This is a genomic window from Lentzea sp. NEAU-D7, from assembly GCF_026242055.1.
Classification (GTDB): domain Bacteria; phylum Actinomycetota; class Actinomycetes; order Mycobacteriales; family Pseudonocardiaceae; genus Lentzea.
The window spans coordinates 205999-219823 of record NZ_JAPJDL010000009.1; the positions used below are offsets into that span (position 1 = coordinate 205999).

General features: G+C 69.5%; 17 protein-coding genes. 11 read left to right on the top strand and 6 right to left on the bottom strand.

Annotated elements, in window-relative coordinates:
* Window positions 1–13 precede the first annotated feature (13 nt).
* Window positions 14–220, bottom strand: coding sequence for a ribbon-helix-helix protein, CopG family (locus ORI60_RS20235; protein WP_030478506.1), 207 nt, complete (start codon window positions 218–220; stop codon window positions 14–16).
* 55 nt (window positions 221–275) lie between these two features.
* Between ORI60_RS20235 and ORI60_RS20240 the strand changes: the two genes are divergently transcribed.
* Complete coding sequence (locus tag ORI60_RS20240; RefSeq protein ID WP_266039219.1) at window positions 276–875, top strand: TetR/AcrR family transcriptional regulator; 600 nt, start codon at window positions 276–278, stop codon at window positions 873–875.
* Between the two features lie 91 nt (window positions 876–966).
* Here the strand turns inward: ORI60_RS20240 and ORI60_RS20245 are convergent, their stop codons facing one another.
* Together ORI60_RS20245 and upp are read right to left on the bottom strand one after the other, a co-directional pair.
* Complete coding sequence (locus ORI60_RS20245; protein WP_266039220.1) at window positions 967–2265, bottom strand: glycoside hydrolase family 18 protein; 1299 nt, start codon at window positions 2263–2265, stop codon at window positions 967–969.
* Window positions 2266–2359: 94 nt separating this feature from the next.
* A complete protein-coding gene (gene upp / locus ORI60_RS20250) occupies window positions 2360–2983 on the bottom strand; it encodes a uracil phosphoribosyltransferase (protein WP_266039222.1) in 624 nt (207 codons plus the stop codon).
* A gap of 33 nt (window positions 2984–3016) precedes the next feature.
* Here upp and ORI60_RS20255 point away from each other — a divergent pair, with 33 nt between their 5' ends.
* The 10 genes from ORI60_RS20255 (at window position 3017) to ORI60_RS20300 (ending at window position 11814) form a co-directional block, all read left to right on the top strand.
* On the top strand, window positions 3017–3628 hold the full coding sequence (locus ORI60_RS20255; protein ID WP_266039224.1) for a maleylpyruvate isomerase family mycothiol-dependent enzyme: 612 nt from the start codon (window positions 3017–3019) through the stop codon (window positions 3626–3628).
* Window positions 3629–3662: 34 nt separating this feature from the next.
* Complete coding sequence (locus tag ORI60_RS20260) at window positions 3663–4655, top strand: Gfo/Idh/MocA family protein (RefSeq protein WP_266039225.1); 993 nt, start codon at window positions 3663–3665, stop codon at window positions 4653–4655.
* 102 nt (window positions 4656–4757) lie between these two features.
* Complete coding sequence (locus ORI60_RS20265) at window positions 4758–4955, top strand: hypothetical protein (protein WP_266039226.1); 198 nt, start codon at window positions 4758–4760, stop codon at window positions 4953–4955.
* Between the two features lie 19 nt (window positions 4956–4974).
* A complete protein-coding gene (locus tag ORI60_RS20270) occupies window positions 4975–5619 on the top strand; it encodes a DUF1707 SHOCT-like domain-containing protein (protein WP_266039227.1) in 645 nt (214 codons plus the stop codon).
* On the top strand, window positions 5619–5933 hold the full coding sequence (locus ORI60_RS20275; protein ID WP_266039228.1) for a hypothetical protein: 315 nt from the start codon (window positions 5619–5621) through the stop codon (window positions 5931–5933). Before ORI60_RS20270 ends, ORI60_RS20275 begins: the two co-directional genes overlap by 1 nt.
* 140 nt (window positions 5934–6073) lie before the next feature.
* Window positions 6074–6400, top strand: a complete 327-nt coding sequence (locus tag ORI60_RS20280; protein ID WP_266039229.1) for a hypothetical protein — start codon at window positions 6074–6076, stop codon at window positions 6398–6400.
* Window positions 6397–8559 carry a bifunctional polysaccharide deacetylase/glycosyltransferase family 2 protein gene (locus ORI60_RS20285; protein ID WP_266039230.1) on the top strand — a complete coding sequence of 721 codons (2163 nt, stop codon included), beginning with the start codon at window positions 6397–6399 and terminating at the stop codon, window positions 8557–8559. Before ORI60_RS20280 ends, ORI60_RS20285 begins: the two co-directional genes overlap by 4 nt.
* Window positions 8560–8569: 10 nt before the next feature.
* On the top strand, window positions 8570–9526 hold the full coding sequence (gene deoC / locus ORI60_RS20290; RefSeq protein WP_266039231.1) for a deoxyribose-phosphate aldolase: 957 nt from the start codon (window positions 8570–8572) through the stop codon (window positions 9524–9526).
* 4 nt (window positions 9527–9530) lie between these two features.
* The gene (locus tag ORI60_RS20295) at window positions 9531–10958 is read left to right on the top strand and encodes an aldehyde dehydrogenase family protein (protein WP_266039232.1); all 1428 of its coding nucleotides are present in this window, start codon (window positions 9531–9533) and stop codon (window positions 10956–10958) included.
* Window positions 10951–11814, top strand: coding sequence for an aldehyde dehydrogenase family protein (locus ORI60_RS20300; protein ID WP_266039233.1), 864 nt, complete (start codon window positions 10951–10953; stop codon window positions 11812–11814). The genes ORI60_RS20295 and ORI60_RS20300 overlap by 8 nt, the downstream gene beginning before the upstream one ends.
* Here ORI60_RS20300 and ORI60_RS20305 read toward each other — a convergent pair.
* The 3 genes from ORI60_RS20305 to ORI60_RS20315 are packed head-to-tail and all read right to left on the bottom strand — an operon-like array spanning window position 11811 to window position 13773.
* Window positions 11811–12023, bottom strand: coding sequence for a hypothetical protein (locus tag ORI60_RS20305; protein ID WP_266039234.1), 213 nt, complete (start codon window positions 12021–12023; stop codon window positions 11811–11813). The two genes, ORI60_RS20300 and ORI60_RS20305, sit on opposite strands and share 4 nt — an antisense overlap.
* On the bottom strand, window positions 12020–12646 hold the full coding sequence (locus tag ORI60_RS20310) for a response regulator (protein WP_266039235.1): 627 nt from the start codon (window positions 12644–12646) through the stop codon (window positions 12020–12022). The genes ORI60_RS20305 and ORI60_RS20310 overlap by 4 nt, the downstream gene beginning before the upstream one ends.
* Window positions 12643–13773, bottom strand: coding sequence for a sensor histidine kinase (locus ORI60_RS20315; RefSeq protein WP_266039236.1), 1131 nt, complete (start codon window positions 13771–13773; stop codon window positions 12643–12645). The genes ORI60_RS20310 and ORI60_RS20315 overlap by 4 nt, the downstream gene beginning before the upstream one ends.
* Window positions 13774–13825 lie beyond the last annotated feature (52 nt).

Sequence of the window (13825 nt, forward strand, 5' to 3'; positions counted from 1 at the left end):
AGGTCTGACAGTTTCAGGAAGATCCGAGCCTATCCAAAAGACCTCGGTACTTGGGCAGGACTCGCCCGAGCACCTCGCCGAGCTTCTCCTCCTGCTGCATGCGCTGGTAGCGGTCCGCGATCGCGAGCCGCACGACCTCCTGCTTGGAGCGCCCCTCGGACTGCGCCAGTTCGGCGAGCCGCAGGTTCTCCTCCTCGGTCAACCGCAAGGTCATCGCCATGGAGTGACGGTATCAACCTGATACCACTCAGGCCAGCGGCCGTTAGGATTGCGTGATGCCCAGGCCCAAGACCCACGACGACGCTCTGCGACGGCGGCTGCTCGAACGGGCGGGCGAGTTGCTCAGCACCGAGGGCCCCGCCGCGGTGAGCCTGCGCAAGATCGCCACCGACGTCAACACCTCGACGACGGCGGTCTATTCCCTCTTCGGCGGAAAACCGGCGTTGCTCGAGGCGCTCTACGAGGAGGCGTTCACCCGGTTCGGGACGAGCCTCGCGGCGGTGCCGGTCACCGACGACCCCGCGGAGGACCTCCTGCAGATCGGCCTCGCGTACCGGCGCAGCGCGCTGCGGGACCCGCAGTTCTACTCGGTGCTCTACTCGAAGGTCGTCGAGCACACGTCGGAGATGAGCCGCGCGGCGGGCAGGACGTTCGCGCCGGTGATCAACGCGGTGCGGCGCGCGGTGGAGCAGGGGGTGTACCTCGAGGAGGACCCGGAGCAGATCGCGATGTCCATGTGGGGCATCGCGCACGGCCTGGTGAGCCTGGAGCTCAACGGGAACCTGCCGCCCGGCGTCGACGCGGCCGCCACCTACGAACTGGCGTTGCGGGCGCACGGCAGGGGCTGGCGCACGGATCCGGGGAACTCTCTCTGAACACCACGGAATCCGGGGAGGCGGCCGCCGCGAAACCTCCCCGGACCCGCTGAACTGTCCGGTTAGGACAGTCCGTCTCGGTGGTGCGGTCCTACTTCAGGGCCCCGTCGAGCGCCTTGATCAGTTCGCCCTGCGGCGTGTCGCCGTCGAGCGACCAGATCATCGCGCCGCCGAGCCTGCGGTCGTTGATGTAGCGCGCCTTCCGCTTCATCTCGGTCGCGTCGTCGTAGGTCCACCAGGTCTTGCCGTCGTAGATCCACGCGAAGCCGGCCTTCTCGTCGCGGTAGATCTTGTAGGTGTTGCCGGGCTCGGAGAGCTTCGCCTTGATGCGGTGGAAGTCCTCGTAACCGGCCTCGTACTTGGCGGGCGCCGGCACACCGGTGCCGAACAGGCCGTTGCGCGTGCCGGGGGCGACGCCGTCCCAGCCGCGGCCGTAGAACGGCACACCGAGCACGGCCTTGGAGCGCGGGGCACCACGCGAGAGCCACGCGTTGACCGTCACCTCGGAGCTGAACTCGAACTCCGACGGGTCGCCCTTCGGCACCCGCAGCGCGGACTGCTGGTTCGCCGCGGCGTCCCAGGCACCGTGGTAGTCGTAGCCCTGCAGAGTGCCGAAAGTGAGGTAGCAGAACACCTTCCGGACCTCGAAGCCCGCGTCGACCTGCTTGGGGTCGGCCGGCAGGAACGCGGTCAGGTCGCGGTTCCAGCCCATCTGCCTGCGATACTCGGCGAGCAGCTTGGTGAAGTTCTGCTTGTCCTCGGGGCGCACGACGTTGGGCGGCGTCATGTTGCCGTTGCTGCCGGGCCACTCCCAGTCGAGGTCGATGCCGTCGAAGACGCCCTTGGCGGCACCTTCCGGCAGGCCGGGCAGGTTGCCCTTGATCCACATGTCGGTGCACGACTTGACGTGCGCGGCGCGCGACTCGGGCGTCAGCGCGGCGTTCGAGAAGTAGCGCGAGCCCGTCCAGCCGCCCAGCGAGATGTTGATCCTCAGCCTGGGGTACTTGGCCTTGAGCTGCTTGAGCTGGTTCAGGTTGCCCGCGAGGACCTGACCGGCCTCGTCCGCCTTGCCGCTCACGGACTGCTCCGCGGTGTGCGGCATCTGCCAGTCCGCCCACGGGTCGGCGCTGACGCACTTGCCCGACTCGTCGAGGAAACCGAAGGCGTAGTTCAGGTGCGTGAGCCGCGCGGCGGCCCCGCTGTCCACGAGGTTCTTGACCCGGAAGTTCCGGTCGTACACGCCCCACTGGATGAAGTACCCGACGGTGCGGGTCTTCGAGTAACCGTGGTGCCCGTTGGTCTCGACGTCGGCGTTCGCGGGCGCAACAGCCAGCGACGCGGACAGGGCGCCGACCGCGAGAGCGGCAGCACCCCATCTCCGTCTGGACATGTGACTCCTATTCGAATCGCGGCAGCGGCGATGTGGTCCACAGCACGATAGGCCTGAGGTCTAGACCACTGCTACGTCCGATCGGAGGTATGTCCTAAACCGCCCCGTACAGACGGTCACCGGCATCGCCCAGCCCGGGAACGATGAAGCCGGAGTCGTTCAGCCGCTCGTCCACCGAGGCCGTGACGAGACGGCACGGGAGCTTCGAGTCCTCGAGGTGGTTGATCCCCTCGGGTGCCGCGAGCACGCAGATCGCCGTCACGTCGGTCGCGCCGCGCTGGGTCAGCAGGCGGATCGTGTACGCCATCGAACCGCCGGTGGCGAGCATCGGGTCGAGCACGAACACGGGGCGTCCGGCGAGGTTCTCCGGCAGCGACTCCATGTACGGCGTCGGCTGCAACGTCTCCTCGTCGCGCGCCAGGCCCACGAACCCCATCTGGGCGTCCGGGATCAACTTGTGCGCCTGGTCAGCCATGCCCAGCCCCGCCCGCAGCACGGGGACGAGCAACGGCGGGTTTGCGAGCTTGTAGCCGGTGGTACGGGCTACCGGGGTGTGCGTGCGGTCTTCCTTCAGCGGCGCCTCGCGCATCGCTTCGTAGACCAGCATCACGGTCAGTTCCTGCAACGCGGCGCGGAACGCGGCGTTGTCCGTGCGCGCATCACGCATCGTTGTGAGTCTCGCCTTGGCGAGTGGATGATCGACGACCAGGACGTCCATGCTCGACACCGTAACCGCTGGGAGGAGCTAGGGGTGTTCGAAGAGATCTACCGCGAGGCACGTCAGCGCGTCGTCGGCCTGACGATGGGCCTGAGCGCCGGCGAACTGGGGCGAGCCGTGCCCGCCTGTCCTGAGTGGACCGTGCACCAGGTGGTCGCGCACCTGTCCGGCGCGGCCTCGGACCTGGTCAGCGGACGCATGGAGGGAGCGCCGTCGGACGAGTGGACGGCGCGGCACGTCGCCGAGCGCGAGAACGTCCCGGTGGAGGACCTGCTGGAGGAGTGGAACGCCTCCGGCGACAAGATCGCCGAGATGCCGCGCATCCCGTTCCAGCTGGCGGTGGACACGCTCACGCACGAGGCGGACCTGCGCGCGGCGCTCGGCCGGGAACGGCTGCCGGACACCGCGTGGCAGCCGACGCTGGTGTGGCTGACGCCGCGCAGGCTGACCGGCGTGACGGTGAAGACCGAGTTCGGCGACCTCGGCGACGGGCCGATCACCCTGGAGGTCGAGGGCTACGAACTCTGGCGCGGGTGCTTCGGCCGGCGGTCGCGGCGCCAGATCCAGTCGTGGAACTGGTCCGGCCCCGCGCCGATCGACGAGTTCCCGTTCTTCCCGCCACGAGAGAGCGACCTTGTGGAGTAAACGGTGTTAACCAACGAGGTGTAGGGTCGGCCGGGTGACAGACCACGTGCGCATCGGAGTGCTCGGCGCGGCCACGATCACGCCGTCCGCCGTCATCCGCCCGGCCCGCTCCTCGACGGTCGCCGAAGTGGTCGCGGTCGCCGCGCGCTCGGCAGGCCGGGCGCAGGCCTTCGCCGACAGGCACGGCATCGCCCGCGTGCACGGCTCGTACGAGGCTCTGCTCGCGGACCCGGCGGTCGACGCCGTCTACAACCCGCTGCCCAACGGCCTGCACGGCAAGTGGACGCTGGCCGCTCTGGAAGCGGGCAAGCACGTGCTGTGCGAGAAGCCCTTCACCGCGAACGCGGACGAGGCCGCGTCCGTCGCCGCAGCCGCCAACGCGTCCGGCCTGGTGGTGATGGAGGCGTTCCACTACCGCTACCACCCGCTGGCGATCCGCGTCGCCGAGATCGTGCGGTCCGGGGTGCTCGGCCCGTTGCGGCACGTCGAGGCTTCGGTCTGCTTCCCGCTGCCGGTGTTCTCCAACATCCGCTACGACTTCTCGCTCGCGGGCGGCGCGATGATGGACGCCGGTTGCTACGCCGTGCACATGGCGCGACTGCTGGGCGACGAGGAGCCCGAGGTGCGGTCGGCGAAAGCGTTGCTGCGCGGGCCTTCGATCGACCGCGCGATGCGCGCCTCGCTGCGTTTCCCGTCCGGCCACACGGGTTCCGTGCACGCCTCGATGTGGTCGGCGACGGTGCTCAGGCTGTCGATGAAGGCGATCGGCGAGAACGGCACGCTGAGCGTCCTCAACCCGCTCGGCCCGCACGCGCCGCACCGCTTGTCGTTGCGGCTCAAGGACAAGAAGTCGACGGAGACGTTCGGGAAGCGCCCGACCTACGCCTACCAGCTCGACGCGTTCACCGCCGCCGTGCTGCACGGCAAGCCGTTCCCGACGACCGCGGACGACGCGGTGAAGAACATGACGGTGATCGACTCGATCTACCGGGCGGCCGGGCTGCCGCTGCGCCGGCCGACTCCCTGAGACCACCTGTTCAGGGGGCCGCCCAACCCGATCCGGGAATCAAGAATCGACAAAGCGACTCCGAAAAGTCTCGTAGCCAGTTGAGACGCGGAGGTACGAACGGTGACGATCGAGCAGAAGCCCGTCCAGCAGTTGTGCGAGTCCCCGCTGGTCATCCTGGGTGTTTCGGCGTCACTCGCCGTGTTGATCGGCGTGCTGCCCCTGACGTGGGGCTACAGCCCGGCCCTCGCGGCGGCGGTCGCCGCGCTCCTCGTGATCGCTTTCGCGATCACCGTCAAGTACGCACCGAACCGCAAGTGAGAGCTTTAGACTCGATCGGGTGAGCGACGAGCTGGTACCCGCCGACCAGAGCCACCTGCGCGCCTCCGACGCGGACCGGGAACGGATCGCGCAGGTGCTGCACCAGGCGACCGCCGAGGGCCGCCTCGACATCCACGAGCTGGACGAGCGGCTCGGGGCGGTCTACGCCGCGAAGACGTACGGCGAGCTCATCCCCATCACCGCGGACCTGGTGCTGAGCGGCCTGCCGCAGACCCCCGCCGTGCCGCAGTACCAGCCGGCGGTGAGCGACCGCATCGGCGGCGAGCCGGGCAGCGCGGTGTCGGTGGCCTTCTGGTCGGGCGTCAACCGCAAGGGCGGCTGGGTCGTCCCCCGGATGCACAACGCCGTCGCGATCATGGGCGGCATCGAGATCGACCTGACGCACGCCAACTTCGCCGAGGCCGAGGTGACGATCAGCTGCTTCGCGTTCTGGGGCGGCGTGGAGATCCGGGTGCCCGACGACATCAACGTCAAGGTCGACGGGTTCGGGTTCATGGGCGCCTTCGAGGAGCGGGTGCCGAGCCGCCGCCACATCCCCGGTGCACCCACCGTGCGGATCACCGGCCTGGCGATCATGGGTGGCGTCGAGGTGAAGGGCCCGAAGCGGAAGAAGTCGAGCATCCTGCGCGAACTGCTCGACTGATGCTGCTGGCGGACTTCGTGGAGCTGGCCGAGATGGCCGGTGCGCGCGTCTGGCTCAAGATGGACGGTGAACGGGCCACCCACCGGTGGACCGTGATCATCTCCAGCGAGCAGGCCGGTTTCCGGCACCGGCGTGACGTCAACCGCCTCGACCACGCGCTCAAGATCGTGCGCGACGAGCTGGCGAAGCTGCCGGGCAACTGGTCGTGGCTGTACGAACCGATCGACGACCTGAACGAGGTCGCGGAGTTCTACGAGGAACGCGGCAGGGCCGGGGAGATCGTCGTCATCGACGGGCCCGAACCGCTGCGCTGAGGGGGCTTCCGCTGAGCGGCGCAGCCGGTTAACCTCCGGCGTCCGCTCGCAACTCCCCCGCGAAGGTCATGACGACTCCCTCTGACAGACCCGTGTTCGTTGATCCGAGTGGCCGCCGCCGCAAGGTGATGCGCATCGCCATGGGCGCAGTCGCCGTCGGCGTGCTGGCCTACCTGGTGCTTCTCGTCGTCGCGCTCTCCGGTGGCCCGGTGAACCCGACGACCCTGCTGCCCATCCCCGAGGCCGCCGAGCCCGCCGTCACCACCACGACGGACACCCCTGCTTCGTCACCCGAAGCAACATCGTTGCCACGCAACGAAACCACCACCACGCCACCGGCCACCACGACGGCACGCCCCGTGGCGAACACCACCACGACGACCACCACGGCCGAGAACGGCAACAAGCGGACCGATCCGCCGGGTGCGTCGAACCGGCCGAGCGAGCCCGGCCAGGGCAAGCCGTGAGGCCTCAGCCGCGCGCCCACTGGGTGCTGCTGGCGCTGAGCATGGTGGTGCTGCTCGGCGCGTTGTTGCTGGACACGTTCGTGGTCGGACGGGTCGGTCAGGGCGCGCAGCCGACGGCGGGGTCCTCCGGGACCGTGCCGGAGACCGTGCACCAGGGCGGTCCGCTGGTGGGTGACACCGGCTCCGGGCTCAGCTCGCGCACGACACCGGACCGCACGGTGGTGCTGACGTTCGACGACGGACCCGATCCCGAGTGGACGCCGAAGATCCTCGACGTGCTGCGGCGCAACGAGGTCAAGGCCACCTTCTTCGTGACCGGCGCGAACGCCGCGCAGCACCAGGACGTGCTGGAACGCGTCCACGCCGAGGGTCACGAGGTGGGCCTGCACTCCTTCACCCACGTCGACCTGGGCAAGGTCGGCGACACCCGCGCCCGCGTCGAGCTGGGGCAGACCGGGCTCGTGGTGGCGAGCGGCACCGGCGAGTTCAGCCGGCTCGTGCGGCCTCCGTACTCGAACCGGCCGGACGCCGTGGACGACGAGGACCTGGTCGGCATCGAGCGGATCACGGCGGCGGGCAACCTCGTGCTGCTCTCCGACCTCGACAGCGAGGACTGGCGCACACCCGGCTCGGACGCCATCGTCGCGAACTCCACGCCGAAGGACGACAAGGGCGCCGTGGTGCTGATGCACGACGGCGGTGGTGACCGGTCGCAAACCGTTGCGGCGCTGGAGAAGCTGATCCCGAGCCTGAAGGAGCGCGGGTTCGCGTTCCAGACCGCCCGTGACGCGTTCGGCGTGCCGCAGGCCACCCGTCCGGCGACGGCGACCGAACGCGCCGAGGGCACCGCCGTGTCGCTCGCGGTGCGGTTCTCGCGGTTCGTCACGGAGCTGCTGACCTGGCTCGTCGTGATCTCCAGCGTGCTGGCGCTCGCCCGCGCCGCGGTGCTGCTGGTGACGACCGCGATCCACGCGCGGCGAAAGCCCGGCAAGCACGCGCCGCGGTTGCGTCCGCAGATGGTGACGGTCCTGGTCCCCGCGTACAACGAGGAAGCCGGCGTCGAGGCCACCGTCCGCACGATCCTGTCCAGCACCTGGCCCGTGCACGTGATCGTGATCGACGACGGCTCGACCGACCGCACGTCCGAGGTGGTCCAGAGCCTGCGCCTGCCCAACGTCTCGCTGGTGCGCCAGAAGAACGCGGGGAAGGCGGCGGCGCTCAACACCGGTCTGCGGCACACCCGCACCGAGCTCGTCGTGATGGTCGACGGCGACACGGTGCTGGAACCGGAGACCGTCGGGAACCTCGTGCAGCCCTTCTCCGACCACGAGGTCGGCGCGGTGTCGGGCAACGCCAAGGTGGGCAACAGGTCCGGCCTGCTGGGGCGCTGGCAGCACATCGAGTACGTGATCGGCTTCAACCTCGACCGCCGGATGTACGACGTCATGCAGTGCATGCCGACGGTGCCCGGCGCGGTCGGCGGTTTCCGGGTGGAGGCGTTGCGCGAGGTCGGCGGCGTCCCGGAGGACACGCTGGCGGAGGACACCGACCTGACGATGGCCCTGGAACGGGCCGGGTGGTCGGCGGTCTACGAGGAGTCGGCACGGGCGTGGACGGAGGCGCCCGCCAGCCTCGGGCAGCTGTGGCGGCAGCGCTACCGCTGGTGCTACGGCACGTTGCAGGCGATGTGGAAGCACCGCGGCGCGATCTTCGAACGCGGCCTCGGCGGCAAGCTCGGCCGCCGCGCGCTGCCGTACCTCTTCCTCTACCAGGTGGCGTTGCCGGTGCTCGCCCCCGCGATCGACGTGTTCGCGGTGCTGAGCCTGTGGACCGATCCGGTGGCCGGTGCGCTCGCGTGGCTCGGGTTCCTGGCCCTGCAGCTGATCCCCGCGGTGATCGCGTTCCGGCTCGACGGCGAGCGGCTGCGGCCGCTGTGGGCCGTCGCGCTGCAACCGATCGTCTACCGGCAGCTCATGTACCTGGTCGTGATCCAGTCCGTGATCACCGCGCTGGCCGGCGCGGTGCTGCCGTGGCAGAAGCTCAAACGCACCGGCAGCGCCGCCCAGGACGCGCCGGAAATCGACGAGCGAACGGTGCCGCTGAGCCGTGCTGACCTGCGGAAATCGCCTCACTTAGGACGGGCGTCCCATTCCGCTTAGACTCCAGGACATGGCTGCTCCAACGACACTGCCGTCGGCCCTGGCTGACGCCACGCGCGACGAATCGTCGCTGCGGCGTTTCCTGCACGGGCTCCCCGGCGTCGACCAGGTCGGCGTCGAGCAACGAGCCGCGGGCCTCGGCACGCGGAGCATCAAGAAGGCCTCCAAGCTGCACGCCATCGACCTGGCGATCAGCATGGTCGACCTCACCACGCTCGAAGGCGCGGACACGCACGGCAAGGTGCGCAGCCTCGCCGCCAAGGCGAAGCGCCCCGACCCCGACCGGCCCGACGTGCCGAAGGTCGCGGCGGTCTGCGTCTACCCGGACATGGTGAAGACGGCGGCCGACGACCTCGTGGGCACCGGGATCAACGTCGCCAGCGTCGCGACGGCGTTCCCCAGCGGCCGCAGCACGATGGACATCAAGCTGGCCGACACCCGCTTCGCCGTCGAGCAGGGCGCCTCCGAGGTCGACATGGTGATCGACCGCGGCGCGTTCCTGAGCGGCCGCTACGGGCAGGTGTTCGAGGAGATCGTCAAGATCAAGGAAGCCTGCGGGGACGCGCACCTCAAGGTCATCCTCGAGACCGGCGAGCTCGTGACGTACGACAACGTGCGCCGCGCGTCGTGGCTCGCGCTGCTGGCCGGTGGCGACTTCATCAAGACGTCGACCGGCAAGGTGCAGCCCGCCGCGACGCTGCCGGTGACGCACGTGATGCTGCAGGCCGTGCGGGACTGGAAGGACCAGACCGGCGAGCTGCGCGGGGTGAAGCCCGCCGGTGGCATCCGCACGACCAAGGACGCGATCAAGTACCTGGTGGCCGTGCACGAGGTGGCCGGTCCGGAGTGGCTCGACCCGAACCTGTTCCGGTTCGGCGCGTCGACGTTGCTCAACGACCTGCTCATGCAGCGTCGAACCCAGTTGGACGGCCACTACAGCGGCCCGGACTACGTGACGGTGGACTGAAGACATGTGGGAATACGCCCCCGCGCCCGAGTCGCGGGACATCGCGAACCTCAAGCCCTCGTACAAGATGTTCGTCGACGGCAAGTTCGTCGAGGGCACCGGCGAGCCGCTCAAGACGATCAACCCGGCCACCGAGGAGGTGCTCGCCGAGGTCTCCACGGCGTCGCAGTCCGATGTGGACATCGCGGTGAAGGCCGCGCGCAGGGCCTACGACCGCGTGTGGTCGAAGATGCCCGGATCCGAGCGGGCCAAGTACATCTACCGGATCGCGCGGCAGATCCAGGAACGCGGCCGTGAGCTCGCGGTGCTGGAGTCGCTCGACAACGGCAAGCCGATCAAGGAGTCGCGCGACGTCGACGTCCCGACGGCCGCCTCGCACTTCTTCTACCACGCGGGCTGGGCGGACAAGCTCGGCTACGCGGGCTACGGCCCGGACCCGAAGCCGCTGGGCGTCGCGGGCCAGGTGATCCCGTGGAACTTCCCGCTGCTGATGGCCGCGTGGAAGATCGCGCCGGCGCTGGCGTGCGGCAACACCGTCGTGCTCAAGCCCGCCGAGACCACCCCGCTGACCGCGCTGGTGCTCGCCGACATCATCCAGCAGTGCGACCTGCCGCCGGGCGTCGTCAACATCATCCCCGGTGCCGGTGACGTCGGTGCCGCGCTGGTCGGGCACGCGGACGTCGACAAGGTCGCCTTCACCGGCTCGACCGACGTCGGCAAGGTCATCCAGGGCCAGCTCGCCGGCACGTCCAAGAAGCTCACGCTGGAACTGGGCGGCAAGGCGGCGAACATCGTCTTCGACGACGCCCCGCTCGACCAGGCCGTCGAGGGCATCGTCAACGGCATCTTCTTCAACCAGGGCCACGTCTGCTGCGCCGGATCCCGCCTGCTGGTGCAGGAGTCCATCGCCGACGAGCTGGTCGAGAAGCTGCACGCGCGCGTCAGCACGCTGCGGGTCGGCGACCCGCTCGACAAGAACACCGACGTCGGCGCGATCAACTCCCGCGAGCAGCTCGCCAAGATCAAGGAGCTGACCGAGTCGGCCGAGGCCGAGGGCGCGACCCGCTGGACGTCGTCGTGCCCGTTGCCGGACAAGGGTTTCTTCTTCGCTCCGACCGTCTTCTCCGGTGTGTCGCAGGCGATGCGCATCGCCCGCGAGGAGATCTTCGGCCCGGTGCTGTCCGTCCTGACCTTCCGCACGCCGGAAGAGGCCGTGGCCAAGGCGAACAACACGCCCTACGGCCTGTCCGCCGGTGTCTGGACCGAGAAGGGCTCGCGCATTCTCTGGATGGCACAACGCATGCGCGCCGGCGTCGTCTGGTCCAACACGTTCAACCGCTTCGACCCGACCGCCCCGTTCGGCGGGTACCAGGAGTCGGGCTTCGGCCGTGAGGGCGGCCGCACCGGTCTGGAGGCCTACCTCGATGTCTGATCGCATCACGGTCGCGAAGACCTACAAGCTCTACATCGGCGGCAAGTTCCCGCGCTCCGAGTCGGGCCGCAGCTACCCGGTGACCGACGCGAAGGGCACGTTCCTCGCGAACGCCGCCCAGGGCTCGCGCAAGGACGCGCGGGACGCGGTCTCCGCCGCCCGCAAGGCCTTCGCGGGCTGGTCCGGCACGACGGCCTACAACCGCGGCCAGGTCCTGTACCGCGTGGCCGAGGTGCTGGAAGGCCGCCGCGAGCAGTTCATCGCCGAGGTCGCCACCTCGGAGGGCGTGCCGGCGAAGAAGGCGCAGTCCCTCGTGGACACCGCGATCGACCGCTGGGTCTGGTACGCGGGCTGGACGGACAAGATCGCGGCCGTGCTGGGTTCCTCGAACCCGGTGGCGGGCCCGTACTTCTCGTTCTCCACCCCGGAACCGACGGGCGTGGTCGCCGTGCTGGCCCCGCAGCAGTCGTCGTTGCTGGGCCTGATCTCGGTGATCGCACCGGTGATCGCCTCCGGCAACACGTGCGTGGTCATCACCTCGCAGGACCGCCCGCTCCCGGCGATCACGCTGTCCGAGGTGCTCGCCACGAGCGACGTGCCCGGTGGCGTGGTCAACATCATCACCGGCCGCACGGCGGAGATCGCCCCGTGGCTCGCCTCGCACGGCGACGTGAACGCGCTGGACCTGACGGGAGCGCCGGAGTCGATCCGCGCGGACCTCGAGCGCTCGGCGGCGGGCACCGTGAAGCGCGTGCTGCGCAACAAGCCCAGCGAGGACTTCACCGTCACGCCGGACATGTCCCGCCTGCGCGCGTTCCTGGAGACGAAGACGGTCTGGCACCCGATGGGTGTCTAGGACTGGTCGGCGGCGTAGGCCTTGCCCTGCGCCGCCAGCTCCTCCCCCAGGATCCTGACGGCCTTCGGGCCGACGCCGTGGATCTTCAGCAACGTCTTCTCCGACACCTCCGTCAGCGAGTCGTACGTCGTGTACCCGTTCGCGACCAGCTCGCGGTTGGCCACCTTGCCGATGGCACGCGGGAACTCCGACCCCGGCTGCTCGCTCACGAGTTCACCAGCCCGGCCCGCCACGCCCACGAGGCGATCCCGACGCGGTTGCGCACGTTCAGCTTCGTCTGCACCGAGGCCAGGTGCGTCTTCACCGTGGACAGCGACAGGAACAGCGACGACGCGATCTCCTGGTTGCTGAGCCCCCGAGCCACCTCCCGGACCACGTCCTGCTCCCGTGCGGTGAGCAACGACAGGTCGGGTCGCTGGGCGGGCCGGGCGAAGTGCTCCAGCATCCGCACGGTCACCTGGGGCGAGATCAGCGCGTTGCCCGCAGCCGCGGCCCGGACGGCCTCGACGAGCAGCGCCGGACCGGCGTCCTTGGTCAGGAACCCGGAGGCCCCGTTCTCCAGTGCGGTGTGGACGTACTCGTCCAGGTCGAACGTCGTCACCACGACCACCTTCGTCGTGGGCGACAGCTTCTTGGTCACCTCGAGCCCGTCGAGCCCCGGCATGCGGATGTCCAGCAGCGCCACGTCCGGCTTGTGCTCACGGGCGGCGGTGACGGCCGCGATCCCGTCGGGCACGTCGGCGACGACGGTGATGTCCGGCTGCTTCTCCAGGATCATCCGAAACCCGACGCGGACCATCTCCTGGTCGTCGGCGATGAGAACCGAGATCACTTCGTCCCTTCCAGGGGTAGCTCGGCGAGCACCTGCCAGCCGTTCTCACGCGGGCCCGCCGAGAACAGGCCGCCGAGCAGGTCGACCCTCTCACGCATGCCTACGAGACCGTAGCCACCCTGGTTCAGCTCGTGCAGCTGTCCGTCGTCGGCCACGACCACGCGCAACGCCCCGCCGGGCGTCCGCGAGATCTCCACGTCGATCAGGGTGGGCGAGACCGCGTGTTTGTGCACGTTGGTGAGCGACTCCTGGACCAGGCGCAGCACCGAGCGGCCGAGCTCGGGGGCCACGTCGTCGGGCAGGTCGATGCGCAGGCGGGTCTCGAAGCCGAGTTCGCGGGTGCGTTCGACGGCCGCGATGACGTCGGCGGCGAGGTCGGTGGTGGCCGCCTCGTTCTCGCCCTGGCGCAGCGTGCCGACGAGGCGGCGCATCGCTCCCAGGGCCTCGGTGCCCGAACGGACGATGCCGGGCAGCAGCCGGTGCGCGGCGCGCGGGTCGTCGTCGGAGACCTCCAGGGCGGCCTGGGCCTGCACGAGCATGCCCGTCACGTGGTGGGCGACGACGTCGTGGAGCTCGCGGGCCAGTGCGATGCGTTCTTCCTTCTGGGCGTCGGTGACGGCGGCGGCGATCAGGCGGCCGCTCTCGGTGTCGCGGGCGCGGAAGTACAGGCCGGTGCCGACGGCGGTGAAGCCCAGCACTAGCGAGCCGAGCATCTCGTTGTAGTTGCTGCCCGACAGCCAGTTGTCGCGCACGATGGCGGCGAAGAAGCTCACGGCGACCAGCGAGCCGACCGACCACGTGGCGGCGCGGCGGGGTTCCTCGCGGACGACGACGGCGGTGATGACCAGGCACGCGGCGGTTTCGGCGATGGTCAGGGGGCTGAGGATCGTCGGCACGTTCACCTGGAAGTACGCGATGACGAACGACGTGAGGAAGATCGACACCACGGTGACCGGGATGGTGAAGGCCCGCGACTTGAACGAGGTCACGGCCGCGATGCAGACCGGCACCGTCAACAGCCACACCAGCGCCCCGGCTCTGCCGGGTTCACCCATGATCAGGAGCTCGCCCACCATCAGGAGGGCGAGAACGGCGGCGATGGGCCATTGGCCCCGATGACTGTCCACGGGAGACAACGGTAGGACCACCAGACCTCTCCGGCCTCGGTCATCCGGCTGA

Excerpts from the sequence above, each read along its gene's own strand:
- ORI60_RS20235 (WP_030478506.1), bottom strand. The coding sequence starts at position 220 with ATGGCGATGACCTTGCGGTTGACCGAGGAGGAGAACCTGCGGCTCGCC.
- ORI60_RS20240 (WP_266039219.1), top strand. The coding sequence starts at position 276 with ATGCCCAGGCCCAAGACCCACGACGACGCTCTGCGACGGCGGCTGCTC.
- ORI60_RS20245 (WP_266039220.1), bottom strand. The coding sequence starts at position 2,265 with ATGTCCAGACGGAGATGGGGTGCTGCCGCTCTCGCGGTCGGCGCCCTG.
- upp (WP_266039222.1), bottom strand. The coding sequence starts at position 2,983 with ATGGACGTCCTGGTCGTCGATCATCCACTCGCCAAGGCGAGACTCACA.
- ORI60_RS20275 (WP_266039228.1), top strand. The coding sequence starts at position 5,619 with ATGCTGCTGGCGGACTTCGTGGAGCTGGCCGAGATGGCCGGTGCGCGC.
- ORI60_RS20280 (WP_266039229.1), top strand. The coding sequence starts at position 6,074 with ATGGGCGCAGTCGCCGTCGGCGTGCTGGCCTACCTGGTGCTTCTCGTC.
- deoC (WP_266039231.1), top strand. The coding sequence starts at position 8,570 with ATGGCTGCTCCAACGACACTGCCGTCGGCCCTGGCTGACGCCACGCGC.
- ORI60_RS20295 (WP_266039232.1), top strand. The coding sequence starts at position 9,531 with ATGTGGGAATACGCCCCCGCGCCCGAGTCGCGGGACATCGCGAACCTC.
- ORI60_RS20300 (WP_266039233.1), top strand. The coding sequence starts at position 10,951 with ATGTCTGATCGCATCACGGTCGCGAAGACCTACAAGCTCTACATCGGC.